Source organism: Pseudomonas indica NBRC 103045 (genome assembly GCF_002091635.1).
Classification (GTDB): domain Bacteria; phylum Pseudomonadota; class Gammaproteobacteria; order Pseudomonadales; family Pseudomonadaceae; genus Pseudomonas_M; species Pseudomonas_M indica.
The window spans coordinates 118354-142301 of sequence record NZ_BDAC01000017.1 but is presented as its reverse complement, the minus strand read 5'-3'; the positions used below and the strand labels follow the sequence as shown (position 1 = coordinate 142301).

24 protein-coding genes and 1 pseudogene are annotated in these 23948 nt (G+C 64.1%); 12 read left to right on the top strand and 13 right to left on the bottom strand.

Annotation, left to right across the window (positions count from 1 at the left end):
• Positions 1-632: 632 nt before the first annotated feature.
• The 3 genes from PIN01S_RS19060 to PIN01S_RS19050 form a co-directional block, all read right to left on the bottom strand.
• Entirely contained in the window at positions 633-1385 is a 753-nt protein-coding gene (locus PIN01S_RS19060) for a hypothetical protein (protein WP_084337865.1), read from the bottom strand.
• 189 nt (positions 1386-1574) lie between these two features.
• Entirely contained in the window at positions 1575-2027 is a 453-nt protein-coding gene (locus tag PIN01S_RS19055) for a MarR family winged helix-turn-helix transcriptional regulator (RefSeq protein WP_084337863.1), read from the bottom strand.
• Between the two features lie 77 nt (positions 2028-2104).
• Complete coding sequence (locus PIN01S_RS19050) at positions 2105-3064, bottom strand: LysR family transcriptional regulator (RefSeq protein WP_084337861.1); 960 nt, start codon at positions 3062-3064, stop codon at positions 2105-2107.
• A gap of 105 nt (positions 3065-3169) precedes the next feature.
• Here PIN01S_RS19050 and PIN01S_RS19045 point away from each other — a divergent pair, with 105 nt between their 5' ends.
• Complete coding sequence (locus tag PIN01S_RS19045) at positions 3170-3925, top strand: sulfite exporter TauE/SafE family protein (RefSeq protein WP_084337859.1); 756 nt, start codon at positions 3170-3172, stop codon at positions 3923-3925.
• Here the strand turns inward: PIN01S_RS19045 and PIN01S_RS19040 are convergent.
• On the bottom strand, positions 3915-4769 hold the full coding sequence (locus tag PIN01S_RS19040; protein ID WP_084337857.1) for a LysR family transcriptional regulator: 855 nt from the start codon (positions 4767-4769) through the stop codon (positions 3915-3917). The genes PIN01S_RS19045 and PIN01S_RS19040 overlap by 11 nt on opposite strands.
• Positions 4770-4907: 138 nt before the next feature.
• On the opposite strand from PIN01S_RS19040, the gene PIN01S_RS19035 reads away from it, so the two are divergent.
• The 3 genes from PIN01S_RS19035 to PIN01S_RS19025 are packed head-to-tail and all read left to right on the top strand — an operon-like array spanning position 4908 to position 6906.
• Positions 4908-5141 (top strand): DUF1127 domain-containing protein, encoded by a 234-nt coding sequence (locus tag PIN01S_RS19035; RefSeq protein WP_084337856.1) that lies wholly within the window; start codon positions 4908-4910, stop codon positions 5139-5141.
• A gap of 20 nt (positions 5142-5161) precedes the next feature.
• Positions 5162-5638 (top strand): DUF3291 domain-containing protein, encoded by a 477-nt coding sequence (locus PIN01S_RS19030; RefSeq protein ID WP_084337855.1) that lies wholly within the window; start codon positions 5162-5164, stop codon positions 5636-5638.
• A gap of 50 nt (positions 5639-5688) precedes the next feature.
• Positions 5689-6906 carry a winged helix-turn-helix domain-containing protein gene (locus tag PIN01S_RS19025; protein ID WP_084337854.1) on the top strand — a complete coding sequence of 406 codons (1218 nt, stop codon included), beginning with the start codon at positions 5689-5691 and terminating at the stop codon, positions 6904-6906.
• A gap of 266 nt (positions 6907-7172) precedes the next feature.
• On the opposite strand, the gene PIN01S_RS19020 is transcribed toward PIN01S_RS19025, so the two are convergent.
• A complete protein-coding gene (locus PIN01S_RS19020) occupies positions 7173-8519 on the bottom strand; it encodes a class II 3-deoxy-7-phosphoheptulonate synthase (RefSeq protein ID WP_084337852.1) in 1347 nt (448 codons plus the stop codon).
• 176 nt (positions 8520-8695) lie between these two features.
• Here PIN01S_RS19020 and PIN01S_RS19015 point away from each other — a divergent pair, with 176 nt between their 5' ends.
• From PIN01S_RS19015 to PIN01S_RS19005, 3 genes are all read left to right on the top strand, one after another.
• Positions 8696-9445 (top strand): spermidine synthase, encoded by a 750-nt coding sequence (locus PIN01S_RS19015; protein WP_084337850.1) that lies wholly within the window; start codon positions 8696-8698, stop codon positions 9443-9445.
• A gap of 106 nt (positions 9446-9551) precedes the next feature.
• Complete coding sequence (locus PIN01S_RS19010) at positions 9552-9965, top strand: VOC family protein (RefSeq protein ID WP_084337848.1); 414 nt, start codon at positions 9552-9554, stop codon at positions 9963-9965.
• Between the two features lie 34 nt (positions 9966-9999).
• Positions 10000-10422, top strand: a complete 423-nt coding sequence (locus tag PIN01S_RS19005) for a YciI family protein (RefSeq protein ID WP_084337846.1) — start codon at positions 10000-10002, stop codon at positions 10420-10422.
• 49 nt (positions 10423-10471) lie between these two features.
• Here PIN01S_RS19005 and PIN01S_RS19000 read toward each other — a convergent pair whose 3' ends face one another.
• The gene (locus PIN01S_RS19000; RefSeq protein ID WP_084337844.1) at positions 10472-11263 is read right to left on the bottom strand and encodes a crotonase/enoyl-CoA hydratase family protein; all 792 of its coding nucleotides are present in this window, start codon (positions 11261-11263) and stop codon (positions 10472-10474) included.
• 383 nt (positions 11264-11646) lie between these two features.
• On the opposite strand from PIN01S_RS19000, the gene PIN01S_RS18995 reads away from it, so the two are divergent.
• Positions 11647-13311: a DEAD/DEAH box helicase gene (locus PIN01S_RS18995; RefSeq protein ID WP_084337842.1), complete on the top strand. Its 1665-nt coding sequence runs from the start codon at positions 11647-11649 to the stop codon at positions 13309-13311.
• Between the two features lie 126 nt (positions 13312-13437).
• Here PIN01S_RS18995 and PIN01S_RS18990 read toward each other — a convergent pair.
• Positions 13438-14788: pseudogene (locus tag PIN01S_RS18990) on the bottom strand (IS1182 family transposase).
• 108 nt (positions 14789-14896) lie between these two features.
• Entirely contained in the window at positions 14897-15664 is a 768-nt protein-coding gene (locus PIN01S_RS18985; RefSeq protein ID WP_084337840.1) for a DODA-type extradiol aromatic ring-opening family dioxygenase, read from the bottom strand.
• A 99-nt stretch (positions 15665-15763) separates the two neighbouring features.
• On the opposite strand from PIN01S_RS18985, the gene PIN01S_RS18980 reads away from it, so the two are divergent.
• Complete coding sequence (locus PIN01S_RS18980; protein ID WP_084337879.1) at positions 15764-16417, top strand: thiopurine S-methyltransferase; 654 nt, start codon at positions 15764-15766, stop codon at positions 16415-16417.
• Positions 16418-16470: 53 nt separating this feature from the next.
• Here the strand turns inward: PIN01S_RS18980 and htpX are convergent, their stop codons facing one another.
• From htpX to PIN01S_RS18960, 4 genes are all read right to left on the bottom strand, one after another.
• Positions 16471-17358, bottom strand: a complete 888-nt coding sequence (htpX, locus tag PIN01S_RS18975; protein WP_084337877.1) for a protease HtpX — start codon at positions 17356-17358, stop codon at positions 16471-16473.
• A gap of 95 nt (positions 17359-17453) precedes the next feature.
• On the bottom strand, positions 17454-17906 hold the full coding sequence (locus PIN01S_RS18970) for a hypothetical protein (protein ID WP_084337838.1): 453 nt from the start codon (positions 17904-17906) through the stop codon (positions 17454-17456).
• On the bottom strand, positions 17907-18653 hold the full coding sequence (locus PIN01S_RS18965; RefSeq protein ID WP_084337836.1) for an SDR family NAD(P)-dependent oxidoreductase: 747 nt from the start codon (positions 18651-18653) through the stop codon (positions 17907-17909). It lies immediately after the preceding gene.
• A 2-nt stretch (positions 18654-18655) separates the two neighbouring features.
• Positions 18656-19867: a pyridoxal phosphate-dependent aminotransferase gene (locus tag PIN01S_RS18960; RefSeq protein ID WP_084337834.1), complete on the bottom strand. Its 1212-nt coding sequence runs from the start codon at positions 19865-19867 to the stop codon at positions 18656-18658.
• 252 nt (positions 19868-20119) lie between these two features.
• On the opposite strand from PIN01S_RS18960, the gene msrB reads away from it, so the two are divergent.
• From msrB to PIN01S_RS18945, 3 genes are all read left to right on the top strand, one after another.
• Complete coding sequence (gene msrB / locus PIN01S_RS18955) at positions 20120-20518, top strand: peptide-methionine (R)-S-oxide reductase MsrB (RefSeq protein ID WP_084337832.1); 399 nt, start codon at positions 20120-20122, stop codon at positions 20516-20518.
• 109 nt (positions 20519-20627) lie between these two features.
• Entirely contained in the window at positions 20628-21113 is a 486-nt protein-coding gene (locus PIN01S_RS18950; RefSeq protein WP_084337830.1) for a glutathione peroxidase, read from the top strand.
• Positions 21110-21565 carry a MarR family winged helix-turn-helix transcriptional regulator gene (locus PIN01S_RS18945; protein ID WP_084337828.1) on the top strand — a complete coding sequence of 152 codons (456 nt, stop codon included), beginning with the start codon at positions 21110-21112 and terminating at the stop codon, positions 21563-21565. The genes PIN01S_RS18950 and PIN01S_RS18945 overlap by 4 nt, the downstream gene beginning before the upstream one ends.
• Here PIN01S_RS18945 and PIN01S_RS18940 read toward each other — a convergent pair.
• A complete protein-coding gene (locus PIN01S_RS18940; protein ID WP_084337826.1) occupies positions 21555-23876 on the bottom strand; it encodes a response regulator in 2322 nt (773 codons plus the stop codon). The genes PIN01S_RS18945 and PIN01S_RS18940 overlap by 11 nt on opposite strands.
• Positions 23877-23948 lie beyond the last annotated feature (72 nt).

Here is a 23948-nt window from a genome sequence, read left to right as displayed (position 1 = left end):
GTTGTAGCGAAGGAAAGTGAGAGGGGGTAAGGCTTCGTCCATGGTGAGGCTCCTACTAGAAATAGTTGGGAGTTCGCCACGAACGCTGTCAATCGTTAGGGTGGCGAACCGCGCGGGGTTGACAGACCGGCTAGTAGGCACCGGCAGACCCGAGGGTCTCCCCACGCGATCCGCCATGACGCTGCATGAACCTGCATACGTGCGAGGGCCTGCAAAAACATACGCCGTTTTCGCATGCACCACTGGCGCAATCGCGCCTACTAGATTCGGGCTGTCAAACCCGGCCACGGGACTAGTCGTGGCCGGCGCAGGATAGGTCGGGAAGAGGGGAAGAACAAGCGGGAGTCTCGTGCGCTCATGTTTTTCGGAACCAGTCGGAACTCGGTGCCGGAAGCGCTTCCCGGATTGCGCTGACGCTTATCCGGGCCACGGAACACCACGTGTAGGGGCGAATTTATTCGCCCCTACACGAGAATCGGGCCCGCTTTGTAGGAGCGAGCTCTGCTCGCGAACCGAGCCGCGCAGAAGCATCGCCAGCCGAGTTGGCTCCTACGAAAGCGGGCCTGTGGGGGATTCATCCGCGAAAACGGCTCTCGCCCAATCGCGAATGAATTCGCTCCACAAGGGCACGCTCAGACATACGACAAATAATCCGTAACCGGCAGGCCATGGGCCGCGCAGGAGGCGGCTACCGAACCGGAGACCGACTGCCACATCTCGCTCTGTGCCGCCGCGTAGAAATCGGCGTAGCGCTGGGCGCAGGCGACGATGCCGGCGCCTCGGGTGGCCTGGTACTGAGCGATGCGCTTGATGCCTTCCTGGCAGTAGGTCGTAATGTTCTGTCGAGTGATCGGTGGACCACCGGCGCGCAGGAAGCGCACGGCCAGCTCGGCGTGGAGCTGGTCGATCACGCGGTCCGGGCCGATGTTGATGCGCTGGGGCAGCATGCGGGTGTCGCCACAGATTTTCTTCAGGTTCTCGTAGTAATCGTTCAGGGCCGCGTCGTTCTGGCCCAGTTGCGCGAAAGCGTTCTGGTAGCGGCTGTCGATGCCCAGGTTGCAGAAGTGCGCGGCGTCCATCTTGCCGCAGGCGGTGGCGGACTGATTGACGATGTTGGGGTCGTTGTCGTCGAAGCCGTAGTAGTGCGGCTGGTTCGGCTGACGGAAGCCGCTGTCGATCTGGTGGGTGGCCTTGTGCTCGACGGCATCGTGGGCTTGGAGGTTGGCGTTGTGCAGATTATTCCCGCGCTCCGTCAGGATCTTCACGTAGAACAGGTAGATGAAGAAGGCGAAGCAGCGTTGCTCGGCATGGCGGTAGAGCGCATTACTCAATGAGCCGCTGAGGACCGGCGCATTTGGATTGCCGGCCGACATTTCCCGTGGCATCGGTTGTGTTCCTTATCGCTTGGGACCGATATCGGTCCGTCCCTGGCCGCCCCGACCGCACTGTTTCTGAAGCGGTGTGATCGCGCACCGACCCAGGCCGGCGCGTGGAGTCGAAGTGTAGGAGCCCCAACGCGAACAAGCGAAGCGGCAACGCGACAGAATCGATGACACGGTTCGCGATTCGCGAAATCAGGCAGGCAGCGCCTGTTGCAACTGGCTGCGCAGTTTCACCAGTTCGTCCTTCAGCGCCATCAGCTGTTCCGCCGATTGCCCGCTGGCTTCGACGATGCAGGCGGGGAAGGCTTGTGCCTGCTGTTGCAGTTCGCGGCCCTTGTCGGTCAGGCGCAATTCCACGACGCGCTCGTCGGCGCTGCTGCGGGTGCGGGTGATCAGCCCTTCGCCTTCCAGGCGCTTGAGCAGGGGAGTGACCGAGCCGGGGTCGGTGAGCAGGCGGGCGCTGAGTTCGCCCACGGTGATGCCGTCGCGTTCCCAGAGTACCAGCATGGCCAGGTACTGCGGGTAGGTGAGGCCGACGGCCTGCAGGATCGGCTTGTAGACCTTGGTCAGCATCAGCGACGTGGAATACAGGGCGAAACAGACCTGGTTGTCGAGCAGCAAGTCGTCACAGCGGGGGGTGTCCATGAACGATACCTCTAAATAACGATGTGCTTGAATTTAGCGCGCTGACTATTTTTTGGCCAGCCCGCTGATCGCACTGCCTAGCTGGAAGGCACCAGGCGACTCTGCAGCGCCTGATCCCACGGCGGCGGATGGCCGAAGCGCTCCTGCAGGAAGGCCAGCAGCAGGCGGGTGCGCGGACTGGCTTCACGCTCCAGGCGCAGGGCGTAGATGCTGCTCGGCTCGGGCGCAGGCAGGCCCTCTTGGCAAAACAGCGGGACCAGTTCGCCACGCAGCAGATACTCGCTGCTCAGCCAGGTCGGCAGATGGGCGATGCCGAGTCCGTCGAGTGCGCCGAACAGCAAGGCTTCGGCGTTGTTGGCGGTCATCCGCTGGCGTTGCGGCTTGTAATGCTGGAGCCGGCCAGCACGTTGGAAGCGCCAGGCATAGGGCGGGGCGAGGCTGTCCCAATCGAGGCCGTCGTGGTCGACCAGTTCGCTCGGCTCGCGCGGGGTGCCGCGGCGCTTGAGGTAGTCCGGGCTGGCGCAGGCAATGCGGACCAGGGGTGCCAGGGGAGTGGCGACCAGGCGGGTGTCGGCCAGCGGGCCGATGCGCAGCACCAGATCCACTTCGCCGAGGTGTTCGCCGTGCAGATCGATGAAGCTGTCGATCAGCCGCAACTGCACGTCCAACCCTGGATTGGCGGCGAGGAATTCGGCGATGGCCGGGGCCAGTCGGCGGCGGCCGAAAGGCGCCGGTGCGTCGATGCGGATCAGACCTTCCGGGGCGCTGCTCAGCGAGGCGGCTTCGGCGCGGGCCAGGCGCAGTTCGGCGAGTATCCGGCGGGCCCGCTCGGCGAACGCCAGCCCGGCCGGTGTGGCGCGCACGGCATGGGTGCTGCGGATGAACAGAGTGCTGCCGAGGGCGCGTTCCAGGGCGTCGATGCGTCGGGCCACGGCGGAAGGGGTCAGGGGATGGCGGCGGGCCGCGGCGGAGAAGCTGCCGGACTCCAGCACGTCGAGGAACAGGCTGAACTGGTCGGTGAGGGTATCGGGATTCATGGGGCTCGCTCTTGCGTCAAACGCATAGCCATTGTGCGTGGTTATGCGTTTCCGTGCCAGCCGCGGCTGCGTAGCATGCTCGTCGTGTTGGCTTGGAGCGATGCGATGAACCCTCTGGATATGCTGCTGAACCTGGTATTGGGCCTGGGTCTGGGAACGCTGGGTGGTCTGTTCGGCATTGGCGGCGGGTTGATCGCGATTCCCACGCTGGGCGTGCTGTTCAGCCTGGACCAGCAACTGGCCCAAGGCACGGCGCTGGTGATGGTGGTGCCCAACGTGCTGCTGGCGCTATGGCGCTATCACCAGCGTAATCGCATCGATCCGCGCCATGCCCTGGCGCTGGCGACCTCGGGGTTCTGCTTCGCCCTGCTCGGGGCGCGTTGGGCCGTGTCGCTGGATGCCGAACGGATGCGCATGGCCTTCGTCGGCTTCCTCGTGGCGTTGGCGTTCTACAACTTCGCCAAGGTGTTCCTGCGTCACGGCGGGGGCGGCACCGAGCTGCGGCACCCCTGGCCCTGGCTGGGGGCGCTGGGTAGCGGTGCGGGGTTGCTCGGCGGGCTGTTCGGGGTGGGCGGCGCCGTACTGGCGACGCCGGTACTGACCAGCGTATTCGGAACGACCCAGGTGATCGCCCAGGGCCTGTCGCTGGCATTGGCGGCACCGAGCACCGGCGTCACGCTGGCGACCTATGCACTTCACGATCATGTCGATTGGCTGCTGGGCATTCCCCTGGCGGTGGGTGGCCTGCTCAGCATCAGTTGGGGTGTGCGGCTCGCCCATTCCCTGCCGGAGCGCGTGCTGCGGGCAATGTTCTGCGGCTTCCTGCTGCTTTGCGCGGCGTCGCTGGCCCTTAAAGTTTGAAGCCTTCGGCGATGTGCTCGGCCAGGCACTCGGTAACCGGGTTCTGGCTGTGCGGGTTGCGCAGCAGCACGATGCTCGCCATCGGCATGCCTGGCAGGCCCTCGGCTTCGCCGAGGATGCGCATGTCCGGTGGAATCAGGCTCTGCAGCTGGGCGGTGATGGCCAGGCCGGCGCTGACCACCGCCATGATCGCCGAGAGGCTGGGGCTGGTGTAGGCGATGCGGTAGGGGCGTTCCAGGCTGTCCAGGGCATTACAGGCCCAGGAGCGGCAGAAGCAATCCGCATTGAACATCGCCAGCGGCAACGGGTTCTGCTCGTGTGGGGCAAAGCCGATGGCCTCGGCCCACACCACATGCTCCTGGCGCAACAACTGGCCGATTTCCTTGCCTGGTTCGCGGGTAATGATGCTGAGATCGAGGTCGCTGCGCTGGAGAAGCTGGAAGGACGAGTCGCAATGCACCTCCACCTGAACCAGCGGGTAGGCCTGGGCGAAGCGCGAGAGGATGCCGGGCAGGAAGCGCATCACATAGTCGTCCGGCGTACCGATGCGCACCGAGCCGACCATGTGCGGTTCGCGCAGGGTGGTCAGTACTTCGCCATGCAGCTTGAGGATGCGCCGTGCGTAGCCGAGCAGCACCTGGCCTTCGGGTGTGAGCCGAACCTGCCGGCCATCGCGCTCGAACAGAGCCCGTTCCAGCACTTCTTCTTCCAGCCGCTTCATCTGCATGCTGACCGCCGACTGGGTGCGGTTGACGGCTTCGGCCGCGCGGGTGAAACCGCCCGTATCGGCAATCGCAACGAAGGTGCGCAGGAGTTCCGTGTCGATACCGACGTAGCTGCTCATCCATCAATCTCCGAGATGGGTGACATAAGAAACATTCGTTGGATTGATCTTAATCCCGGCGAGACACTGACGCCAATCCTGAAGCGCTGAGTGGCAGTGCTCGGATAACCAGGATGGTTCAGATCGGAGGGCTTCGCTATGAAATTCCAACGTGGTTACGCCATTGCTTCTACATTTCCTCAGGTCCGCCACGGCTTCGGCCGCCTGCTGGCGACTGCCTGGAAGCGGCTGCAACGCTGGCTGGCGCTGGCTGAGCAGCGTCGGCAACTGGCCACTTTGAGCGACGAGGCGCTCAAGGATATCGGCCTGTCACGGGCGGATATCTATCAGGAAAGCGAGCGGCCGTTCTGGATCGATCCGCTCAAGCGCTGAGCCTCAAAAAGGAGTTGTGAATGACCCAGCATTACCATCTGGCCCAGGTGAACGTGGCCAAGGCCAGGGCACCCCTGGATGACCCGCTCATGCAGGGGTTCGTCGAGCAATTGGATCACATCAACGCCCTGGCGGAGCGCAGTCCGGGCTTCGTCTGGCGGCTCAAGGACGAGGCTGGCGATGCCACGGCGATCCGGTTGTTCGACGATCCTTCGATTATCGTGAACCTGTCGGTATGGCAATCTCTGGAGGCGCTCAAGGCGTATGTCTACCAGGGCGATCACCTGACGGTCCTGCGCGATCGCAAGCAGTGGTTCGAGAAACTGGCGATCCCGCATCTGGCGCTCTGGTGGATTCCGGGCGGGCAGGTACCGACCTTGGAGGAGGCGCGGCGGGCACTGCTCAGTCTGGATGCACATGGCCCGAGCGGGCGGGCGTTCACTTTCGCGCGGCCGTTTCCGGTGCCGGGTGAAAATGTGGCGGTGCAAGCGGTCTGAGCTAAGATCGCCGAGGATTACCGCCGCTCCGCTGCGGCTTTGGAGAAGGGATGTCCGCTGCGTTGTCGTTGTCGCTCAAGGAGGCCCGCCGTCTCGTGCTGGCGGCCCAAGGTTTTACCAGTCGCCGACCGACCGCCGCGATCCGTGCGGCACATCTGCTCAAGGTGATCGAGCGTCTCGGCGTCGTACAGATCGATTCGGTGAACGCCTTGGTGCGTTCCCATTACCTGCCGCTGTTTTCCCGTCTTGGCATCTATCCCCGCAAACTGCTCGACCAGGCCGCCTGGGGCACCGGGCGGCAGCGGGCGTTGTTCGAATACTGGGGGCACGAGGCTTCGCTGTTGCCGTTGGAGCTGTATCCCGCCATGCGCTGGCGGATGCGCCGTGCGGCGCGTGGGGAGGGCATATACCGGCAACTGGCGCGCTTCGGCGTGGAACAGCAGCCGCTGATCCAGCGCGTACTGCAAACGGTGCGGGAGCAGGGGGCGCTGGGGGCGGGCAGCCTGTCCACGCGACAGGAGCGGGCCGGCCCCTGGTGGGATTGGAGTGCGGAGAAGCACGCGCTGGAGTGGCTGTTCGCTGCCGGTGAGGTGACGGTCGCCGGCCGGCGGGGGTTCGAGCGGCTGTACGATCTGCCGGAGCGGGTCATCCCATCCGTCATCCTGGCGCAGCCCGAGCCGGAAGAGGCGGAAGCGCAGCGCCGGCTGTTGCTGCGTTCGGCGGCGGCCCTGGGTGTGGCGACGGAAAAGGACCTGCGCGATTACTACCGGCTCGACCCGACCGACAGCCGTGCGCGCGTGGCCGAGCTGGTGGAGAACGGCGACCTGTCGGTTGCCCGGGTGCAGGGTTGGGACAAGCCGGCCTACTGCCTGGGCGAGCCGAGGGTGCCGCGCAAGGTGGCGGCCAGTGCCTTGCTGTCGCCGTTCGATTCGCTGATCTGGGAGCGGGCGCGGACTGAGCGCCTGTTCGATTTCCATTACCGCCTGGAGATCTACACCCCGCCGCACAAGCGGGTGTATGGCTACTACGTGCTGCCGTTCCTCCATCATGAACGCCTTGTCGCGCGGGTCGATTTGCGCAGCGAGCGGGCCCATGGGCGCCTGGCGGTGCATGCCGTGCACGGCGAGGAGGCGGGGTTGCACGAGGAAGCGCTCGCCGCCCTGGCGGGCGAGCTGCGGGCCCTGGCCGATTGGCTCGAGCTGCCGAGCGTGGTGCTGAACTGCCGGTCCGCACTGGCGGCCCGGCTGCGGCCGTTGTTGCAGGAGTGAAGGCAGCCCTCGGTTGGGGCCCACTCTACTTGTAGGAGCCAGCTCTGCTGGCGAAGCTTCCGCACGGCCCATTTCGCGAGCAGAGCCCGCTCCTACAGGTATGTATGGGAGCGAATTCATTCGCGAATGACGGCTGTCCCTCTTCGCCGATGACTCCTTACACAGGTCTGGCGAGTATGCTCTGTGTAGGAGCCAGCTCTGCTGGCGAAACGGCCGCATGGTCCCATTTCGCGAGCAGAGCTCGCTCCTACAAGTCAGTGTGGGGCTTACCGACGAACCTGCTTCAGCGTCTCGGCGATGAGGAAGGCCAGCTCCAGCGACTGGTCGGCGTTGAGGCGCGGGTCGCAGTGGGTATGGTAGCGGTCCGACAGGCCGTCCTCGGTGATCGGACGGGCGCCGCCGATGCACTCGGTGACGTTCTGCCCGGTCATTTCGATGTGGATACCGCCGGCATAGGTGCCTTCGGCGTGGTGTACGTCGAAGAACTGCTTCACCTCGGCGAGGACGCGCTCGAAGTCGCGGGTCTTGTAGCCGCTGGACGCCTTGATGGTATTGCCGTGCATCGGGTCGGAACTCCACAGCACCTTACGACCTTCGCGCTGCACGGTGCGGATCAGCCGCGGCAGGCCGGCTTCCACCTTGTCGGCGCCCATGCGCACGATCAGATTGAGGCGGCCGGGATCGTTATCCGGGTTGAGGATGTCGATCAGGCGGATCAGGTCCTCGTCGGGCATGCTCGGGCCGACCTTGACCCCGATGGGATTGCCCACGCCGCGCAGGAATTCCACATGGGCACCGTCCGGCTGGCGGGTGCGGTCGCCGATCCAGAGCATGTGCGCGGAGCAGTCGTACCAGCCGCCGGTGAGGCTGTCGCGGCGGACGAAGGCTTGTTCGTAGTTCAGCAGCAACGCTTCGTGGGCGGTGAAGAAGCTGGTTTCGCGCAGTTGCGGTGCGGTATCCAGCCCGCAGGCGCGCATGAAGGCGAGGGTTTCGTCGATGCGGTCGGCCAGGGCGCTGTATTTCTCCGCCAGGGCGGAATTGGCGATGAAGTCCAGGTTCCACTGGTGCACTTGGTGCAGGTCGGCGAAGCCGCCTTGGGCGAAGGCGCGCAGCAGGTTGAGGCTGGCGGTGGACTGATGGTAGGCCTGGAGCAGGCGCTCGGGGTCGGGGATGCGGCTCTTCGCGTCGAAGCCGATGCCGTTGACGATGTCGCCCCGGTAGGCGGGCAGGGTGACGTCGCCTTGGGTTTCCTCGCCGGACGAGCGTGGCTTGGCGAACTGGCCGGCCATGCGGCCGACCTTCACCACCGGGCAGCCGGCGGCGAAGGTCATGACGATCGCCATCTGCAGCAGTACCTTGAAGGTGTCGCGGATCTTCGCCGCGGAGAACTCGGCGAAGCTTTCGGCGCAGTCGCCGCCCTGGAGCAGGAAGGCGCGCCCCTGGGTCACCTCGGCGAACTGCCGGCGCAGCTCGCGGGCTTCACCGGCGAATACCAGCGGCGGGAAGCCGGCCAGGGTCTGCTCGACCTGTGCCAGGTGCGCGGCGTCGGGGTATTCGGGTTGTTGCTGGATCGGCTTGGCTCTCCAGCTGTCGGGGCTCCAGGTGTCGGTCATCGTGTGCTCGTTTTCGCATGTCGCAGGTGGAACGCATGGTAACCGATCGACCAGCGGGGCGGTGATAGAGGCTATATATGGAGAATGTGCGATCGGCATTACCGGGTGGCATCCGGCGCCGTTAAGATGCGCCTCCATTTTCGCGGGTATCCCGCCCGCCGCGAGACGAGACACCCATGGAAAGAGAGGAACGCCTGCTCGCCGAAGTCCGCGACGAGTTCGGCCTGATTCGTGTACTGGAGGTGGGCGACTACCGGTTCCTCGAATTCGGTGAGTCGGTGGAGCAGAGCTGCGTATTCACCCGCGATCCAAGCTGGCTGGAGTACGACTACACCCGCGCCATGCTGCTCGGTGCGCTCTGCCACGAGGCGCCGGAGAGTGCGCTGTTCCTCGGCCTGGGGGCCGGCAGCCTGACCCAGGCGTGCCTGAAGTTCCTGCCGCTGGAGGATGTCGAGGCCATCGAGCTGCGTCCCGATGTGCCGCGCCTGGCTATGGATTACCTCGGCCTGACGGACGATCCGCGCCTGTATATCCGCGTCGGCGATGCGCTGGATCTGCTGGATACGGCGGAAAAAGCAGACCTGGTGTTCGTCGATCTCTATACCGATACCGGGCCGGGCGTTGGGCATCTGGCCTGGCGTTTTCTCGAGCGTTGCCAGCAGCAGCTCAATCCGGGCGGCTGGCTGGTGATCAACCAATGGACCAACGACGAGGGCAAGCCGCTCGGCGCGGCGCTGCTGCGCGGGCTCTATCATCGGCATTACTGGGAGTGCCCGGTGAAGGAGGGCAACGTGATCCTGCTGGTGCCGGCCGATCTCGAACAGGAACTCGATCTGGACGGCCTGGCCGCCAGGGCCGATGCGCTGGCACCCAGGCTCGGCTATTCCCTGCGGCCGTTGATCGAGGTGCTGCGTCCGGCGACCTGATGAAATTTTTCTCTCCGGCTGTCGATCCGTCGTCGCGCCGCTCGACTATGGGTTAGAGCGACCTCATGACGAGGCCCGCGACATCCCATTCGGGAAGGAGAGCATCATGTTGGTTCAAGCCTATCTATTCTTCCATGGCCGTTGCGAAGAGGCCCTGACCTTCTACCGGCAGGCGCTGGGCGCGGAGGTGTCGGAGCTACTGCGTTTCAGCGACAGCCCCGATCCGCTGCCGGAAGGCATGCTGCCACCCGGCTACGAAAGCAAGGTGATGCATTGCTGCTTCCGTATCGGTGAGACACAGGTGATGGCTTCCGACGGTTGTAGCGCGGAGCAGCCCGGCTTCAAGGGCTTTTCCCTGTCGATCACGTTGCCGAGTGCAGCCGAGGCCGACCGGATTTTCACGGCGCTGGGCGAGGGCGGCCAGGTGCAGATGCCGCTCGGCAAGACCTTCTGGTCGCCCTGCTTCGGCATCGTGATGGACCGCTTCGGTGTGTCCTGGATGCTCAATGTGATCGAATGATTTCCCTATAACGATTGATGACAGGAGTCTTGCGATGCGTTTCATGATGCTGATGATCCCAAAGGGCTACGAGAAAGCGGCAGCGGGCACCACGCCTGACCCGGAAGCGGTGGCGGCGATGATGAAGTACAACGAGTCCCTGCAGGAGGCCGGTGTGCTGCTCGCGCTGGATGGGCTGCATCCGCTGGCTTCCGGCGCGCGGGTGTCGTTCGCCGGGGGCAAGCCGACCGTGACCGATGGTCCCTACGTGGAAACCAACGAGGTACTGGGCGGCTACTGGATGATCCGGGTGAATTCGAAGGAAGAAGCCATCGAGTGGGCGAAGCGCTGCCCGGCGGGCGACAACGAAGTGATCGAGTTGCGCCAAGTGTTCGAGATGGAGGACTTTCCCGCCGATGTGCAGGAGGCGGCGTCCGGCTTCACCGAGATGCAGGCATCGGCGCAGGGCTCGCACTAGCGGCGACTCGCAAGGGCCCGAGCGGCAGGTGCCGCCCGGGCGCCCGGGATCAACGTCCCTGGAAATTTCCGGGGCGGCGTTCGAGCATGGCGCGGACGCCTTCCTGCGCGTCTTCCGTGGCCATGAGCGTGCGCACGATAGGCACCAGGCTGCGGATCGCCGCCTGCTCGCCTTCGCGTACCGCCTGGCGCGCCGAAGCCAACGTGGCCTGTACCCCAAGAGGTGCTTGCGCCGCGATCCGTTCGGCCAGCCAGAGTGCGCGTGGCAGCAGGTCTTCGCTGGCCACCACTTCCTGCACCAGGCCGAGCCGGTAGGCTTCGTGGGCATCGAATTCGTCACCGGTGAGCAGCCAGCGCATGGCGTTGCCCCAGCCCGCGTGCTGGTGCAGGCGCAGGGTGGCACCGCCGAAGGGGAAGATGCCGCGCTGCACTTCCATCTGGGCGAAGCGGGTATTGCTGGCGCAGAGGCAGATGTCCGAGGCGAGCATCAGTTCGATGCCAATGGTGAAGCAGTAGCCTTGGGCAGCGACGATCACCGGCTTGCTGACCCGATGGCCATTGAATACGCCCCAGGGATCGCAGCCGCCTTCGGGAATCTCCCAGCCTTCGGCGAACACCGGTGCGACCTTGGCCAAGTCCAGGCCGGCGGTGAAATGCTCGCCGTGGGCGAAAACCAGGGCGACCCGCGCCTCGTTGTCGTCCTCGAACTCGCCGTAGGCGAGCGCCAGGTCGTTCAGCATCTCGATATCGAAGGCATTGCGCTTGGCCACGCGATCCAGGCCGAGCAACAGGACATGGCCGCGTTTCTCGCGGCTGACGCGGCCGTTGGGGCTTTCTGCCATGACGGAATCCTTGTGCGGGAATGGAAAAGACCCGAGGGGTATAGCTGCCGGTTCGCACCTTGTCCAAGGTGGCCGGGCGCTATTGCCTCCGGTTGCGGAAGGGGCGACCGTCCGGCGGTGCGCCGGGAAAAATCCACGCACCTGCCGCTTTTTTCCGGTATAGTGCGCGCCGGCCTGAAATCAGGCTTCGTTACAGGTAGTGCAATTTCTCCGAAACCTCGCTTTCGGCTGCGTGTCCGCCCCGCGGACTATCCTTGACGTTTTATCCATTCACGCGTTCTCGCAAATTCTCGTCAGCCAGGCTGCCAGGGCGACCCCAGGGTCTTTCATGGCATGTGCAGCCTTGGACATGGGGTCTTTGCGGATGCACACGAGGCAGACCCATGACCCAGGAAACCGGCGGCTTCGCCGCGCTCGGCCTTCATCCCGCTGTACTCTCCGCAATCTCCGCGGTGGGTTACGAAGAACCTTCCCCCATTCAGGCCCAGTCGATCCCGGTGATCCTCGGCGGCCACGACATGATCGGCCAGGCCCAGACCGGCACCGGCAAGACCGCGGCCTTCGCACTGCCGCTGCTGAGCCGTCTCGACCCGTCCCGTCGCGAGCCCCAGGTGCTGATCCTGGCGCCGACCCGCGAGCTGGCCCTGCAAGTGGCCACCGCATTCGAAACCTATTCCAAGCAGATGCCCGGCGTCGGTGTCGTCGCCGTCTACGGTGGCGCGCCCATGGGGCCGCAACTCAAGGCACTGCGCCAGGGCGCGCAGATTCTGGTCGCCACGCCCGGCCGTCTGTGCGATCACCTGCGCCGCGACGAGAAGATGCTCTCGACCGTGCAGCACCTGGTGCTCGACGAGGCCGACGAGATGCTCAAGCTCGGCTTCATGGACGACCTGGAAGTGATCTTCCAGGCGTTGCCGGAAGAGCGCCAGACCGTGCTGTTCTCCGCGACCCTGCCGCATTCGATCCGCGCTATTGCCGAAAAGCATCTGCGTAACCCGCAGCACGTCAAGATCGCCGCCAAGACCCAGACCGTGGCGCGCATCGAACAGGCCCACCTGATGGTGCATGCCGACCAGAAGACCGCAGCGGTGCTGCGCCTGCTGGAGGTGGAGGAGTTCGACGCGCTGATCGCCTTCGTGCGTACCAAGCAGGCCACTCTCGACCTGGCCAGTGCGCTGGAAGCCAAGGGCTACAAGGCGGCTGCGCTGAACGGCGACATCGCGCAGAACCAGCGCGAGCGGGTGATCGACTCGCTGAAGGACGGCCGTCTGGACATCGTGGTCGCCACCGACGTGGCGGCGCGTGGTATCGACGTACCGCGCATCACCCACGTATTCAACGTCGACATGCCGTACGACCCGGAATCCTACGTGCACCGTATCGGCCGTACCGGTCGTGCCGGTCGCGATGGCCGTGCGCTGTTGCTGGTGACGCCGCGCGAGCGCCGTATGCTGCAGGTGATCGAGCGCGTCACCGGGCAGAAGGTTGCCGAGGTACGCCTGCCGAATGCCCAGCAGGTACTGGACGCCCGCATCAAGAAACTGACCGCCAGCCTGGTGCCGCTGGTTGCCGATGCCGAGGAAACCCACGGCGAGCTGCTCGACCGCCTGATCTCCGATATCGGTTGCAGCCCGCGTGCCCTGGCAGCGGCGTTGCTGCGCAAGGCCACCCATGGCCAGGCGCTCAACCTCGCCGAAGTCGAGCGCGAGCAGCCGCTGGTGCCGAGTGCGGCTCCGCGCGAGCGCAGCGAACGTTCCGGTGAGCGTGGCGAATACCGCGAGCGTCGTGCGCCCATGCCGCTGGCCGAAGGCCGTGCGCGTTGCCGTACCTCGCTGGGTGCGCGTGACGGCATCGCGGCGAAGAACCTGCTCGGCGCCATCCTCAACGAGGGCGGCCTGGCTCGCGAGGCCATCGGGCGTATCCAGATTCGCGAGACGTTCAGCCTGATCGAGCTGCCGGAAGAAGGGCTGGATCGCCTGCTCGGTAAGCTCAAGGACACCCGTGTGGCCGGCAAGCAGTTGAAGCTGCGTCGGTACCGCGAGGACTGAGTCCTGGCGTAAATGAAAAGCCCCGCTCATCAGAGCGTGTGAAAACACTCTGACGATAGGCAAATCCAACGCCCCGACTGGTTCGGGGCGTTGGCGTTTTTGATGCTTGGAAATGGAAAGCGGGATTTATCCCAACAGTCCGATCAACCGACGGGCACCAAGCACATTGATGGCGCGTTTCAGGTTGTAGGCGTTGACCGCCAGGGCCATTTCCGTACGCGCTCCCCGCAGTTGTCGGAGCAGGAAGCGGCCATTACCCAGGATCCACTGCTTCAGGTTGCCAAAGGGATGTTCGACGATGGATCGACGCCTGATTATCATCTCCGGATGTGCCTGCATCCGCTGATGCATGCGCTCGAACGCTGCCTCATGGACATGCCCATAGATGCGCTGCAGGCCATTGACCTGCTTGAACGGTAGCCATTTGCCTGCTGGGCATTGGTACTGGTCGTGGGTGGCGTCATAGATGAAAGCATCGCGCTCGAACAGCGGCGTATCGTCACCCTGATTGTTGATCCCCCGGTTTGCCGGTACATAGGCCGTGATCTTGGTATCGTCACAGGCTTGGAACTGCTCGCCATTGGAGTAGCCGGCATCTGCGGTGACCGACAGTTGCTCCTGCTCCAGGATCGCCTGGGCGGCCTTGGCCATAGGCTCCAGTTGCTGGTTATCGTTGCCGTCCTGAGTGACCGCATGATGCAGGATCAGCCCATACTCGCCAACTACCGCACTCTGCACGTTGAACGCCACCTTGGCGCCCTGGTGGGTGCGCATCAGGCGGGCCTCGTCCTCACCAACGACGAACTGATCCAGCCCCTGCACCTCCATCAGTGCCTGGGCTGTCAGGTTATCGGCATGTCGGCTCTCCAGGTGTTGCAGCGCAGCCTTGACCGCACTGCGCTCAACCACTTCAGCCGCTTCACTGCGGTCAGCCTCGTCCAGTTCCGCCAGATAACGGGCGATCTGCGCCTCCAGTTTGGCTTGTTGGCGTTTGAGCTTCGTCAGGCTCAGGTGCTTGCGTTGTGACGCCACCGCCTGGAACTTGCTGCCATCGATGGCCACGAGTTGCCCGCTGATCAGTCCCACCTGGCGGCAGAACTGCACGAAGGCGCGACAGGTCGCCTGAAAAGCCACACCGTTGTCCTTACGAAAATCGGCGATGGTCTTGAAGTCCGGCGCCAATCGACCCAGCAGCCACATCACCTCGACATTGCGCTGGCACTCGGCCTCAAGCCGGCGGGAAGAACGGATGCGCTGGAAGTAGCCGTATAGATAGAGTTTGAGCAGATCCGCCGGATCATAGCCAGGACGCCCGGTCTTGAGTGGCTCGGCTTTGCTCAAGCCCAGGGCATGCAGATCCAGACGAGTGACATAGGCCTCGATCACCCGTACCAGATGATCCTCTGGCACCAGCTCCTCCAACGTGGGTGGAAACAAGCTGCTTTGCTGACGACCTTCGCCCCTGGATGTATCCCATAAACAACAATGCCCCCATCGACCGATGGAGGCATTGTCTTCAGCTTGCACGCAGACTGCTAGGTTTTCACACAGCCTGTCATGCGGGGCTTTTTCATGGCTGTGCGATTCAGTCGAACCGATAGATGTCCATGCCCAGCGCACCCAGGGTAAAGCCCTGGTGTACCAGGCTGAACTTTTGCCCGGCACCCCGGGCGAAGTAGAGCGGCAGCAGGTGCTCGTCGTGCGGATGATTGCGTGCGGCAGAGGGCGCTTGGCGGCGGTAGTCGTGCAGCGCGGCTTCGTCGTTATCCGCCAGTTTCTCCACGATCCAGTCGCGAAAAGCCTTTGCCCATGGGGCGATCACGTCCGGTCCGGCGCGCCAGTTCAATTCGCCGAGGTTGTGCGTGATGCTGCCTGAGCCGACCAGCAGCACGCCGCACTCGCGCAGACTCGCCAAGGCGCGGCCAACACGGGTCTGGAAGGCCGGGCCCTTATGCGTCGGCAACGACAGTTGCACTACGGGGATATCGGCTTGCGGGTACATCAGCGATAGCGGAACCCAGGCGCCATGGTCGAGCGGGCGCTGCGGTTCCGGCTGGGCGGTCAGGCCCTCGGCGGCCAGCAGACGGATCACCTCAGCGGCCAGGGCAGGGTTGCCAGCGGCCGGATAGCGCACCTCGTACAGGGCTGCCGGGAAGCCGTAGAAATCGTGCCAGGTCTCCGGGTGCTCAGCCGTACCGACGCGCAGCTCGGGCGATTCCCAATGAGCGGAGACCACCAGGATCGCCATGGGGCGGGGCAGCTCGGCCGCGAGGCGCGCCAATGCGGGGCCACTGGCGCCAGGCTCCAGCGCCAGCATGGGAGAGCCATGGGAGATGAACAGGCTGGGTAGCATTCGCGATGACCTCTAGTAGGATGCTGTTCATCTTCCGGGCTGGATATATCGGAATCCAGTATAAATTCCTGTGCTTTTTGATCGAAACGGTGAATGAACATGCAGGCGGATTTCTGGCAGGCGCGCTGGCAGCGCAACGAGATCGGGTTCCATCTTTCCGAGGTGAACCCCTATCTGCTTCGGCATTGGCCGACGCTCGGGGTGTCGGCTGACAGCAGGGTGTTGGTTCCGCTGTGCGGCAAGTCGCTCGATCTGGCCTGGCTGGCAGGCCAGGGGCATGCCGTGCTGGGTGTCGAGCTGGCCGAGAAGGCCGTCGAGGATTTCTTCGCCGAGCAAGAGCTGAAGCCGGAAATCCAGTCCCATGGGGCATTCAAGGTCTATCGGGCCGGTGCACTCGAACTCTGGTGCGGTGATTTCTTCGCCCTGACGGCGGAGGATGTGGCCGGCTGCGCCGCTTTGTACGACCGGGCGGCTCTGATCGCCTTGCCTCCGGAGATGCGCCAGCGCTATGTCGCGCACCTGACCGGCATATTCCCGGCAGGTTGCGCGGGTCTGCTGGTGACGCTGGATTACGAGCAGGGGCAGATGCAGGGCCCGCCATTCTCGGTGCCGGACGATGAGGTCCGGCGTCTGCTTGGCGCGGACTGGCAACTGGAGCCGTTGGAGTGCCGTGACGTGTTGGGTGAGAACTGGCGGTTTCTCCAGCGCGGCCTGACTCGCCTGGAAGAACGGGTCTATCGATTGCAGCGCTGATCGGCGGGAATGAAAAAGGACGACCCTCGGGTCGCCCTTTTCGCGTATCGGGATCAGCCGCGCTGACGCAGCGCTTCGATACGGTCTTCCAGCGGCGGGTGGCTCATGAACAGGCCGGCGAAGGTGGTTTTCTTCGCGGCGTTGATGCCGAATGCGGTCAGGCTGTCCGGCATATGCACCGGGACGCCCTGTTCCGCCTGCAGACGCTGCAGGGCGGCAATCATCGAGCGGGTGCCGGCCAGGCGGGCGCCGGCGTCGTCGGCGCGGTATTCGCGGCGGCGCGAGAACCACATGACGATCATGCTGGCCAGGATGCCTAGGATCAGTTCGGCGAAGATGGTTGCGACATAGAAGGCGATACCGCGGCCTTCCTCGTTCTTGAAGATCACCTTGTCGACGAAGTTGCCGAAGATGCGTGCGAAGAACATCACGAAGGTGTTCACCACGCCCTGGATCAGCGCCAGGGTCACCATGTCGCCGTTGGCGACGTGGCCGATCTCGTGGGCCAGTACGGCGCGCACTTCATCGGGCGAGAAACGTTCCAGCAGGCCCTGGCTGACCGCGACGAGGGCATCGTTCCGGTTCCAGCCGGTGGCGAAGGCGTTGGCCTCGTAGGCCGGGAAGATGCCGACCTCGGGCATCTTGATACCGGCTTCGCGCGCCAGCTCCTCGACGGTTTGCAGAAGCCACTGTTCATGACGGGTACGCGGCTGGCTGATGACCTCGGTGCCGGTGCTCATCTTCGCCATCCACTTGGAGATGAACAGCGAGAACAGCGATCCGGCGAAGCCGAACACGGCGCAGAAGACGAGCAGTTGTTGCAGGTCCAGATCGACTCCGTTGGCCGCCATGAACCCATTGAAGCCGAGCAGGCTGAGGGTAATGCTGGCGATCAGGAGTACCGCCAGGTTGGTGGCCAGGAACAGCAGAATGCGCATCATGGTGTAGAGCTTCTCCTCGCGATAAAGCATGCCGGTGGCATGGTCATGCCGGGTATATAAGGGGCGCCCGGAGGCTATTCAACCGAGCGACTATTTCAAACTGTGTCGTTTGCGCCGTGCAGGTGGCTTTCGAACAGCAGCCGGGTCAGGCGCGCCAGCCGTTCGCTGTGACGGGCGGCCAGTGCTTCGCGCAATTGGTAGGCGAGGGTGGCGTGTACGCGCCGCACGCTGGGCGGCAGCGTGGTGCCATCGGGCAGCGCATGGGGGACGGCGCGGGACAGGCGCAAAAAACCTTTTTCCGTGAGCACGGCCTGGTCCAGGGCGTCGTACTGGATGGTGGAGTCGAAGCGCAGGTAGCCTTCCTCGGCCAGCCACAACAGGGCACCCAGGCAGCTCTGGTGGCGCTTGCTCGGCAGGCCGAACTCATCGGGCTCCTCGCGGCCGATCAGGTCCTCGACGTAGAGGGCGATCTTGCGCGGGAACGCCTGGTACAGCATGAGCAGGCCGGCTGCCGCGTCCTTGTAGAAATCGTCGATCTGCAGGTCCATTCAGGTCTTGGCGATGAGGAAAGTCGGAAGGTGGGGTAACAGGCGGCCGAGAATAGCCCAGGGCCAGGCCGGTACGTAAGCGCTTCTGCTCCGCTTGGTGACGTGCTTGGCGATCAGCGCTGCACCCCGCTCGACATCGATCAGGAAGGGGCGCTTACCCATGTCCCGGTTCAAGGGGGTATCGATGAAGCCCGGCAGAATGAGCGTGGTGTCGATGCCCTTGCCGAGCAGCTCCGCCTGCAGGGATTCCATGTAGGCGATGAGCCCGGCCTTGCTCGCCGAATAAGCGGCGGCATAGGGTAGGCCGCGCTTACCGGCTACCGAGGCGATGGCGACCAGATGACCGTGGCCTTGCTGGCGGAACAGTGCGGTGGCGGCATCCAGGCAGGCGATGGCGCCGGTCAGGTTGGTATCGAGGGTGCGCTGGATGCGTTCGAAGTGGCCGCCCCCTGCCTTGCCGGCCAGGGCGATGCCGGCGTTGGCAATCACCCCGTCGAGGCTGCCGAGGGTATGGGCGGCCAGGCTGACCGTGTCCTGGCAGGCGGCCGGATCGGTGACGTCCAGTGGCAATGCCGCGACCCGGTTGCCGAATTGATCGGCCAGCTCCCTGGCCAACGCTTCGAGGCGGTCCAGGTTGCGCGCGGCCAGTGCCAGGTCATAGCCCTGGGCGGCCAGTTCGCGGGCCAGGGCTTCACCGATACCGGAGCTGGCGCCGGTGATCAGGTAGTGTCGGCCCTGGCTGCGCATGGTTACTGGCGATACGACTTGAGGAAGTTGCCGATGCGTCCGATGGCCTGTTCCAGGTCGTCGACGCGGGGCAGGGTGACCACGCGGAAGTGATCCGGCCAAGGCCAGTTGAAGGCGGTGCCCTGGACGATCAGCAGTTTTTCCGAGAGCAGCAGATCGAGCACGAACTTTTCGTCATTGTGGATCGGGCAGACCTTGGGGTCGATCCGCGGGAAGGCATAGAGCGCACCCATGGGTTTCACGCAACTTACGCCGGGGATGTCATTGAGCAGTTCCCAGGCCCGGTTGCGCTGCTCCAGCAGGCGGCCATTGGGCAGAACCAGGTCGTTGATGCTCTGGTAGCCGCCCAGGGCGGTCTGGATCGCATGCTGGCTCGGCACGTTGGCGCACAGGCGCATGTTGGCCAGGATATCCAAGCCTTCGATGTAACTCTGGGCCTTGTGTTTCGGGCCGGAAATGGCGACCCAGCCGGAGCGGAAGCCGGCTACCCGGTAGGACTTGGAGAGGCCGTTGAAGGTCAGGCAGAGCACGTCCGGCGCCAGCGAGGCGGTGGAGATATGGGCGGCGGCGTCGTAGAGAATCTTGTCGTAGATCTCGTCGGAGAAAATCACCAGGTTGTGCTGGCGTGCCAGTTCGACGATGTCTTCCAGTACAGCCTTGGAGTAGACCGCGCCGGTGGGGTTGTTCGGGTTGATCAGCACCAGTGCCTTGGTATTCGGCGTAATCTTGGCCTTCATGTCGGCCAAGTCGGGGAACCAGCCGGCCTGCTCGTCGCACAGGTAGTGCACCGGCTTGCCGCCGGCCAGCGACACGGCGGCGGTCCACAGCGGGTAGTCGGGCGCGGGAATCAGCACTTCGTCGCCGTTGTTGAGCAGTGCCTGCATGGCCATGACGATCAGCTCGGAAACGCCGTTGCCGAGGTAGATGTCCTCGATGCCGACGCCTTCAACCTGCTTCTGCTGGTAGTACTGCATCACCGCCTTGCGCGCACTGAACAGGCCCTTGGAATCGCTGTAGCCCTGTGCGGTGGGGAGGTTGCGGATCACGTCCTGGAGGATTTCCTCGGGGGCTTCGAAACCGAACGGCGCCGGGTTGCCGATGTTCAGCTTGAGGATGCGGTGGCCTTCCTCTTCCAGCCGTTTGGCGTGCTTGAGCACCGGCCCGCGAATGTCGTAGCAGACGTTGGCGAGCTTGTTCGATTTGCTGACCTGCATGATGCGGAGTATCCCGAAGAAAACGCCGCGGGAGCGGCGGTAGGCATGAATTCTTTCGGTCTTGGCAGGCTGTAATGCCGCTGCCAGACTGGAGTCCAATCACTGTCCACGATGCGCGGATGCCGGTCGGGCACCTCGGCGTTGCCCGGTCGGAGCCGAAGCGCGTGGACGGTTCCAAGAGTGACGCATCATACGTGCGGCCCGATTAACCGGAAAGATCGGCATCGGGCTTTTTTCCCAGCGAGGATTCCCATGGACAAGCTCGAAAAACCCCTTGAGGCGTGGCGCGAGGAACTCTCCGACCAGCAGTTCCATGTCTGCCGTCTGGGGGGAACCGAACGCGCCTTCACCGGTGAGTATTACGCGACCAAGACGCCGGGTATCTACCACTGTGCCTGCTGCGATGCGCCGCTGTTCGATTCGGATGCCAAATACGATTCGGGGAGCGGCTGGCCGAGCTATTTCCAGCCGGTCGACGACCAGGCGATCGCCAGCAAGGACGATTTCAGCCACGGTATGCACCGTATCGAGGTGCGCTGCGTGCGCTGCGATGCCCATCTCGGGCATGTCTTCCCGGATGGGCCGGCACCCACCGGATTGCGCTATTGCATCAATTCGGTCGCGTTGAAGCTGAAGCCGAAAGCCGAGTGAGCCACAGGGCCCGTTATCAGCGGGCCTTATTTAACGCTAATTGAATTGCGTGCAATCTAATTGATCGCTATCTTTTCAGCGTTCTCTCACTTTCCTCAGGACGAATCCCATGAGCGACGCGCTTCTCAGCATTCCTTGCACCACCATCAAGGGCGAGCAGAAAACATTGGCCGATTTCGGCGGCAAGGCCTTGCTGGTGGTGAACACCGCCAGTAAATGCGGCTTCACGCCGCAATACAAAGGATTGGAAGCTCTCTGGCAGCAATACCGGGACAAGGGGCTGGTGGTGCTGGGCTTCCCCTGCAACCAGTTCGGCAAGCAGGAGCCCGGCAACGAGGAGGCGATCTCTGAATTCTGCGAGCTGAACTACGGCGTGAGTTTCCCGCTGTTCAAGAAGATCGATGTGAATGGCGCGGGTGCGCATCCATTATTCGTTAACCTGAAAAAGCGCGCGCCGGGTCTGTTGGGCAGCCAGGGTATCAAGTGGAACTTCACCAAGTTCCTGATCAGCAGGGACGGTTCCCTGATCAAGCGTTTCGCACCGACAACCAAGCCGGAAGAGCTGAGCGCCGAGATCGAAGCCCTGCTGAAATGAGTGACGCGACATCCGACAGCCTGCTGCTGGACCGGCAGTTGTGCTTCAAGCTGTACGCTGCCTCGCGTGCGGTGATTCGGGGCTACAAGCCGATGCTCGACGCCCTCGGCCTGACCTACCCGCAGTACCTGGCGATGCTGGTGCTGTGGGAATGGCAGGCCGCTCCGCCACCGCAGCCGACGGTGAAAGCCCTGGGCGAACGCCTGATGCTGGATTCCGGCACCCTCACGCCGCTGCTCAAGCGGCTCGAATCGCTGGGGTTGGTGCAGCGTCGGCGGGCGGCGAGCGACGAGCGTGAAGTGCACTTGGCGCTGACGGCGGAAGGGCTGGCGCTGCGTGATCGAGCGGGCCCGCTGAAGGCCCGCCTGCTGTGCGAAAGCGGTATGGATCTGGCGGAAATCGAAGAACTGCGCGAGCGGCTCGGTGGTTTGCTCGCTCGCCTCATGGCGTAGCGGTAGCCGGTAACCAGCTATCGAGGAGGGCGGCCAGCTCTTCGCGGCGGAAGGGCTTGGCCAGGTAGTCGCTCATTCCGGCCGCCTGGCAGCGCTCGCGTTCATCCGGCAAGGCGTTGGCAGTCAGGGCGATGATTGGCAAGTCCGGCCAGCGACCGCTCTGGCGAATCCGCCGGCTGGCTTCGTAGCCGTCCATGATCGGCATGTTGCAATCCATCAGCACCAGATCCACCGGCTCCCGTGCAAGATAGTCGAGCGCCTCGGCACCATGAGCGGCGACCGCCACGTCGCAGCCCAATTTGGCCAGCATGCCCTTGGCAACCATCTGGTTGACCGGATTGTCCTCCACGAGCAGGACGCGTGCCTGGCGGCTCTGCGGCTTGTCGCTGGCGGATTGTCGGGGCGTTTCGGTGACGCCCGGTTGCAGGATATGGCGAAGCGTCTGGTACAGCGCGGCGCGCCCCAGGGGGCGGGCCATCTGCTCCAGCGGGGCCAGGGTGCTGGCCTGCTCGTTGTCCATGAAGCGGTTGTAGGCGGTGACCAGGAGAATCGGCGAGTCGATCACCTTGCGCAGCCCCGGCAGGCATTCCGGGCAATCGCTGATGAAGGTATCGCCTTTAATGCTGGCCAACGGCGCATCGGTGTCCTGCCGTAGATAGGTCAATCCCCAACTCGGCAACAGCGTGCTGAGCAGCTCGTGGAGGCCGCTGCTGGACGGACAGAGTGCGACAACCCGCCCATGCAGCGGCGGGAGTGGCGTACCCCGGGCATGACTCGGCAGTGGGAGGCGGGCGGTGAAGCGGCTGCCGAAGCCCTCCTTGGAGACGAGGCCGAGTTCGCCGCGCATGGCTTCGCAGAGCCTGCGAGTCAGGGCCAGGCCAAGGCCGGTGCCGCCGTATTGGCGGGTAATGTCGATGCTGCCCTGGGCGAAGGGTTGGAAAATGCGCTCCTGGGCTTCTTCGGAAATGCCAATCCCGGTATCGCGAATCTCTATTTCCACACCATTCGCAACGGCCCGCACGCGCACATCTACCCGGCCGAAGCGGGTGAACTTCAGCGCATTGGACAGCAGATTACTGACGATCTGGCGAACCCGGGTCGGATCGCCGAGCACCTGGATGGGCAGCTGCGGATCGATCAGGCAGGTCAATTCCACACCTGGCGCGGCGTTCTGCGAGAGCAGGCTGGCGGTGTCTTCGACCAGCACGCCGAGGTCGAAGGGAATGCTCTCCAGTTCGAGCTGCCCGGCCTCGAACTTGGACAGGTCGAGAATATCGTTGAGCAGCTCGACCAGCACTTCGCCCGAGCCGTGGGCGATGGAGAGCTGCTGCCGTTGCTCGCTGTTCAGCGGGCCGTCCAGAGCCAGGGCGAGCATGCCGAGCAGGCCGTTCAGCGGGGTGCGAATCTCGTGGCTCATGTTGGCCAGGAATGCCGCTCTGGCCTGGGCCATCTGCAGGGCGGTGCGACGTGCTTCTTCCAGCTCCTGGTTGGACTGGGTCAGGCGGGCGTTGGTGGCCTTCAGCTCGGCGGTGCGGGCCGAGACGATGTTTTCCAGTTCGCCGAGGTACTGGGTCAGACGATCCTCGGCTTCCCGGCGCTGCTCGATCTCTTCGGCGATGTTGGCGAGCTGGCGGTTGGTGACTTCGACCAGGATGCCGATCTCGTCGCGCTCGTGCCCGGGAGGGCAGGGTATTTTCTGGCGCGCCGGCATGCGCGTATCGCGTTCGCTCAGCGCACGGATGATGCCGACCAGGGGCTTGGTCAGCATGGCGTAGAACAGCACCAGCAGGATCAGCGACAGCAGCAGGCTACGTGCGAAGCCAGTGACCAGGGTGAGCACGGCGCGCTTGAGGAAGTGACTGCCGAAGGCATAGGTATCGACTTCCAGGCGCAGGACCCCGAGGGCTTCGTGCGGTGCATGGGCGACGAACAATGGGTCTTCGAAGCGGCGCCGCTCCTGGAACAGGAAGTCGCTGAACATGCGGTAGCGGCTACGCATCGGGGGGCGGTTGACGCTGGCCAGGACCGCGCCGCTGTTGTCGACGATTTCAGCCCGTATCACGGCCGGCGAGCGGAGCAGGCCGAGCACGAGTTCTTGGGCCAGTTCGGCGTCGATGTTATAGGCGATGCGGGCCGCCGGGTTGTGGCTGATTTCGAGCAGCGAGCGAATCTCGCGGTTGATGGAGGCGTCTTCGCTGGCATAATCGATGCCCACCTGAATCAGGCTGAGCAACGTCCCCAGGATGAACGCGACCAGCACCGTCAAGCTGGCTTGTTTGAATGACAAGCGGTTGGTGAGGGATATATCCATGGGGGGTAAAAGGCCAACCTCTGTCCGTTCGCTCGCCAAGCATAGCCCATACGACCCTCGCGAAGGCAGCGC

What these genes read in the sequence shown, in the direction of transcription:
- PIN01S_RS19060 (WP_084337865.1), bottom strand. Translation starts at nt 1,385, where the DNA reads ATGCCACGGGAAATGTCGGCCGGCAATCCAAATGCGCCGGTCCTCAGC.
- PIN01S_RS19055 (WP_084337863.1), bottom strand. Translation starts at nt 2,027, where the DNA reads ATGGACACCCCCCGCTGTGACGACTTGCTGCTCGACAACCAGGTCTGT.
- PIN01S_RS19050 (WP_084337861.1), bottom strand. Translation starts at nt 3,064, where the DNA reads ATGAATCCCGATACCCTCACCGACCAGTTCAGCCTGTTCCTCGACGTG.
- PIN01S_RS19045 (WP_084337859.1), top strand. Translation starts at nt 3,170, where the DNA reads ATGAACCCTCTGGATATGCTGCTGAACCTGGTATTGGGCCTGGGTCTG.
- PIN01S_RS19040 (WP_084337857.1), bottom strand. Translation starts at nt 4,769, where the DNA reads ATGAGCAGCTACGTCGGTATCGACACGGAACTCCTGCGCACCTTCGTT.
- PIN01S_RS19035 (WP_084337856.1), top strand. Translation starts at nt 4,908, where the DNA reads ATGAAATTCCAACGTGGTTACGCCATTGCTTCTACATTTCCTCAGGTC.
- PIN01S_RS19030 (WP_084337855.1), top strand. Translation starts at nt 5,162, where the DNA reads ATGACCCAGCATTACCATCTGGCCCAGGTGAACGTGGCCAAGGCCAGG.
- PIN01S_RS19025 (WP_084337854.1), top strand. Translation starts at nt 5,689, where the DNA reads ATGTCCGCTGCGTTGTCGTTGTCGCTCAAGGAGGCCCGCCGTCTCGTG.
- PIN01S_RS19020 (WP_084337852.1), bottom strand. Translation starts at nt 8,519, where the DNA reads ATGACCGACACCTGGAGCCCCGACAGCTGGAGAGCCAAGCCGATCCAG.
- PIN01S_RS19015 (WP_084337850.1), top strand. Translation starts at nt 8,696, where the DNA reads ATGGAAAGAGAGGAACGCCTGCTCGCCGAAGTCCGCGACGAGTTCGGC.
- PIN01S_RS19010 (WP_084337848.1), top strand. Translation starts at nt 9,552, where the DNA reads ATGTTGGTTCAAGCCTATCTATTCTTCCATGGCCGTTGCGAAGAGGCC.
- PIN01S_RS19005 (WP_084337846.1), top strand. Translation starts at nt 10,000, where the DNA reads ATGCGTTTCATGATGCTGATGATCCCAAAGGGCTACGAGAAAGCGGCA.
- PIN01S_RS19000 (WP_084337844.1), bottom strand. Translation starts at nt 11,263, where the DNA reads ATGGCAGAAAGCCCCAACGGCCGCGTCAGCCGCGAGAAACGCGGCCAT.
- PIN01S_RS18995 (WP_084337842.1), top strand. Translation starts at nt 11,647, where the DNA reads ATGACCCAGGAAACCGGCGGCTTCGCCGCGCTCGGCCTTCATCCCGCT.
- PIN01S_RS18985 (WP_084337840.1), bottom strand. Translation starts at nt 15,664, where the DNA reads ATGCTACCCAGCCTGTTCATCTCCCATGGCTCTCCCATGCTGGCGCTG.
- PIN01S_RS18980 (WP_084337879.1), top strand. Translation starts at nt 15,764, where the DNA reads ATGCAGGCGGATTTCTGGCAGGCGCGCTGGCAGCGCAACGAGATCGGG.
- htpX (WP_084337877.1), bottom strand. Translation starts at nt 17,358, where the DNA reads ATGATGCGCATTCTGCTGTTCCTGGCCACCAACCTGGCGGTACTCCTG.
- PIN01S_RS18970 (WP_084337838.1), bottom strand. Translation starts at nt 17,906, where the DNA reads ATGGACCTGCAGATCGACGATTTCTACAAGGACGCGGCAGCCGGCCTG.
- PIN01S_RS18965 (WP_084337836.1), bottom strand. Translation starts at nt 18,653, where the DNA reads ATGCGCAGCCAGGGCCGACACTACCTGATCACCGGCGCCAGCTCCGGT.
- PIN01S_RS18960 (WP_084337834.1), bottom strand. Translation starts at nt 19,867, where the DNA reads ATGCAGGTCAGCAAATCGAACAAGCTCGCCAACGTCTGCTACGACATT.
- msrB (WP_084337832.1), top strand. Translation starts at nt 20,120, where the DNA reads ATGGACAAGCTCGAAAAACCCCTTGAGGCGTGGCGCGAGGAACTCTCC.
- PIN01S_RS18950 (WP_084337830.1), top strand. Translation starts at nt 20,628, where the DNA reads ATGAGCGACGCGCTTCTCAGCATTCCTTGCACCACCATCAAGGGCGAG.
- PIN01S_RS18945 (WP_084337828.1), top strand. Translation starts at nt 21,110, where the DNA reads ATGAGTGACGCGACATCCGACAGCCTGCTGCTGGACCGGCAGTTGTGC.
- PIN01S_RS18940 (WP_084337826.1), bottom strand. Translation starts at nt 23,876, where the DNA reads ATGGATATATCCCTCACCAACCGCTTGTCATTCAAACAAGCCAGCTTG.